The sequence below is a fragment of the Microcystis sp. M49636_WE2 genome, from assembly GCF_030065375.1.
Classification (GTDB): Bacteria; Cyanobacteriota; Cyanobacteriia; order Cyanobacteriales; family Microcystaceae; genus Microcystis; species Microcystis aeruginosa_C.
The window spans coordinates 1-4,026 of record NZ_JASJFG010000100.1; the positions used below are offsets into that span (position 1 = coordinate 1).

General features: G+C 39.2%; 5 protein-coding genes. All 5 read left to right on the forward strand.

What is annotated here, in order from left to right:
* Positions 1–1,022: tetratricopeptide repeat protein (locus PX484_RS02325; RefSeq protein WP_288102749.1), on the forward strand; the 1,022-nt coding region annotated here is incomplete at its 5' end.
* A gap of 36 nt (positions 1,023–1,058) precedes the next feature.
* Positions 1,059–1,271, forward strand: coding sequence for a hypothetical protein (locus tag PX484_RS02330; protein WP_104396960.1), 213 nt, complete (start codon positions 1,059–1,061; stop codon positions 1,269–1,271).
* 305 nt (positions 1,272–1,576) lie between these two features.
* The gene (locus PX484_RS02335) at positions 1,577–1,840 is read left to right on the forward strand and encodes a type II toxin-antitoxin system Phd/YefM family antitoxin (RefSeq protein ID WP_002796475.1); all 264 of its coding nucleotides are present in this window, start codon (positions 1,577–1,579) and stop codon (positions 1,838–1,840) included.
* Positions 1,837–2,223, forward strand: coding sequence for a type II toxin-antitoxin system VapC family toxin (locus PX484_RS02340; RefSeq protein ID WP_287766906.1), 387 nt, complete (start codon positions 1,837–1,839; stop codon positions 2,221–2,223). The genes PX484_RS02335 and PX484_RS02340 overlap by 4 nt, the downstream gene beginning before the upstream one ends.
* Positions 2,224–3,097: 874 nt before the next feature.
* On the forward strand, positions 3,098–4,026 hold a 929-nt coding region (gene hcp / locus PX484_RS02345), incomplete at its 3' end, for a hydroxylamine reductase (RefSeq protein WP_288102750.1).

The following is a 4,026-nucleotide window of genomic DNA, read 5'->3' on the forward strand; positions in this document are numbered from 1 at the left end:
CTTTAGAAATTAAACCCGATGACCATGAAGCTTGGTACGGCCGAGGGTTTGCGTTAGGTAATTTAGGCAGATTTGCAGAAGCGATCGCCTCCTTCGATCGAGCTTTAGAAATTAAACCCGATTACCATGAAGCTTGGAACAACCGAGGGATTGCGTTAGGTAATTTAGGCAGATTTGAAGAAGAGATCGCATCCTTCGACAAAGCTTTAGAATTTAAACCCGATGACCATCAAGCTTGGTACAACCGAGGGTTTGCGTTAGGTAATTTAGGCAGATTTGCAGAAGCGATCGCCTCTTACGACAAAGCTTTAGAAATTAAACCCGATTGCCATCAAGCTTGGTACGGCCGAGGGTTTGCGTTAGGTAATTTAGGCAGATTAGAAGAAGCGATCGCATCCTTCGACAAAGCTTTAGAATTTAAACCCGATGACCATCAAGCTTGGTACAACCGAGGGTTTGCGTTAGATGATTTAGGCAGATTTGAAGAAGCGATCGCATCCTACGATCGAGCTTTAGAAATTAAACCCGATGACCATCAAGCTTGGTACAACCGAGGGAGTGCGTTAGATGATTTAGGCAGATTTGAAGAAGCGATCGCATCCTACGATCGAGCTTTAGAAATTAAACCCGATTTGCATGAAGCTTGGTACAACCGAGGGGTTGCGTTAGGTAATTTAGGCAGATTTGAAGAAGAGATCGCATCCTACGATCGAGCTTTAGAAATTAAACCCGATAAGCATGAAGCTTGGGATAATCGAGGATATGTTTTAAGTTGTATGGGACGATATAAAGATGCACTAGAATCTTGTGATCGTGCTATTAAAATTAATCCAAATCATGCTAATGCTTACTACAATAAAGCTTGCTGTTATGGCTTACAAAATAATGTGGAATTAGCTATCGAAAACTTACAAAGCGCCATCAATCTTGATGTCGAATATCAAGATATGGCGAAAACAGATAAAGATTTTGAGCAGATTCGGGGAGATGAGCGGTTTCAGAGTTTCCTAAATCGAGTATAATAATATATATTTGTATTTTAGCTAAGGAGATATTCTATGACTAACACCTACACAGCTATCATTCAGCCAGACGGAGATTGGTGGATTGGTTGGATAGAAGAAATTCCGGGAGTTAACTGTCAAGAAGCATCTCGTGATCAGTTATTAGAAACCCTAAAAATTACTCTTAGCGAAGCATTAGAATTGAATAAACAGGAAGCAATTTCCGCTACTAGGGGAAACTACCAAGAAGAGAAAATTGTTGTATGAAACGCAAACAGTTTATTGATCACGTCCTGTAGGGGCGAAGCATTCGGATAGGAAATCTACGGTTTCAGCGATAAGTTATTGCCCGAATCTTCGCCCGTACTTTTTCAGCAAGTCCTAGCCATTCTTGGTAGTTTAACCCCCAATTAAATAAAAGATCTGCGATTCCAAGACATACCGGAGTGATAATTATCACAATTGGTCAATTCAGCAATGGGAAAAAGTTGCCAAACCTTTATTAACTTGTGAGGCAGTTATCACTGAATCCTGTTTTATTTTGTGAAGTAAATAAAGAGAGAAAATTATTCATGTCAAACAAAACTATTGATCTCAATCAAGTACAGTTAACTTTACAAGAACTACTTGCCTTAATAAAGGTAGATACTGAAATTATTATAACCGAAGGAAACAAGCCTGTAGCTCGTCTAATTCCTTGGGGAGATACTGAAAAAACAACGTCTGAAACTCCTTCTCCTAAGTTACGACAACCAGGACTACACGCTGGAAAAATTGGGACTAGCGAAGATTTTGATGAGCCACTTCCTGAAGAATTTTGGACAGGTGAATCATGAAATTTCTTTTAGATACCCATACATTTATTTGGTGGGATAGCGAACCAGAAAAACTCTCTCAAAGAGCTTTAGAACTGTGTAGAAATCCTAGTAATACGCTATTACTTAGTATTACAAGTATTTGGGAAATGCAAATCAAACTACAACTAGGTAAACTATCACTCAAGATACCTTTAGCAGAAATGATTAATACTCAGCAGGAAACTAACCAAATTGGCCTTTTATCAATTACAGTCAGCCATGTTTTAGCTTTAAATACTTTACCTAACATCCATAAAGATCCATTTGACCGCTTGTTAGTTGCTCAAGCTAATCTTGAAAATGCTAGACTGATTAGCCATGATTCAATATTAGCAAAATATCCTGTTCAGATAGATTGGTAGATAGGACTTGCTGAATAAATGTTAAATATAGACGAGGTAAGAGTTTTAGGGTTCTGTTTTGCTCTCACAGGTGCAAGATTTTGAGAGAATCGTCGTTCAAAACCTTGCGTCTTCATCGGCCCGCGTCCTGTAGGGGCGAAGCATTCGGACAATAACCTATCGGTGAAACCGTAGATTTTCTATCCGAATGCTTCGCCCGTACTTTTTCAGCAAGTCCTAGCCATTCTTGGTGGTTTAACCCCCAATTAAATAAAAGATCTGCGATTCCAAGACATACGGAAATTAGGGATATTCTCGCTAATAAAATCTGCAAAGATATCGGAATACCACTAATAAAATAAATCGTTCATCAGTCTTGATGTCAAATATCAGGATCTGGCAAAAACAGATAAAAATTTTGAGTAGATTCGGCGAGATAATCGGTTAAGTTAAGTAAATAAAAAAAGAGATAACTATCTATGTCGAAAGCAATCCCATCATCACAGTTAGGCGATAATAACTCTTAAGTTCCAACTTTCTATCCTAATCAGGAGACCGATTGCTATGACACTGGCAAATACCCACCTAAAAATCGAAAATCTCGCTCATTATATCATAAAAATCACAAAAAATACTTAATTTAATAAGACAACTAAATAATTGTTTAATCAGTAATTCTTGAGGAAATCTAAAATCAGAACCCAACTGGCAAAAAAAGTGAGAGAATAAAAACATAGTTCAGAGAGTAGAGGCTGTCAAGACAAGCTTTCCAGTCGTAAAATCCATAATTCCTGCCGGGTGAAGGCCGATAACTAACTTTCAAAAAAGCAGAATTCAATTTAGTAGAAAAAAATCGCAACAATCTGTCAATCTACTGAAAAAAGAGAGAAAACTTATGTTTTGTGAACAATGCGAACAAACCGCTAGTGGTAATGGTTGTCATCAGTGGGGAGCCTGTGGAAAAAGTCCCGAAGTCAACGCCGTTCAAGACTTATTAGTTTATTGTCTGCGGGGATTAGCATCGGTGGTTTTAAAAGCCAAAGAAGCGGCGATATCTACTCGCGAAGCCGATATTTTTACCTGCGAGTCGCTTTTCGCCACCATGACCAATGTTAACTTCGATCAAAGACGTTTTACCGATTATATTCAGCGTTGTTTAGAGATTCGGGAAAATTTAAAAGCACAATTGGGATCGCTGGACTGGTCTGCACTTGCTAACTATCAGCCTAATTTTAATGAGAGTCTAGTCAGCCAAGGTCAAGAAGTATCCTTAGAACTAATTGAAAAAGTGCAAGACCTCGATATTTTTTCCCTAAAGTTAACCGCTATCTACGGAGTTAAAGGTCTGGCTTCCTATACTTTCCACGCTCAGGAATTAGGTCAAGAGGATGACTCAGTTTATCAGGTTATCCAAGAGACTTTAGCGGCGATTGACCGGGGAGATTTAAACCTTAATGATTGGGTGGCAATCTGTCTAAAAGTCGGGGCCGCAAACCTGCGAGCCATGGAATTATTAGATCAAGGTCATACCGAAACCTACGGTCATCCCATACCGACAAATGTTCCCTTAAATCCGCGTCTAGGTAAAGCCATTTTAGTCTCCGGCCATGATATTAAACAATTAGCGGCTTTACTGGCACAAACTGCCAATACTGGGATAACAGTCTACACCCACGGAGAATTATTACCCGCCCACGGTTATCCAAAACTCAAAGAAAAATATCCCCATCTCTACGGTCATTATGGCACCGCCTGGCAAAATCAAACTAAAGAATTTGCTAAGTTTCCGGGGGCAATAGTTTTAACTACTAATTGTCTCATGCC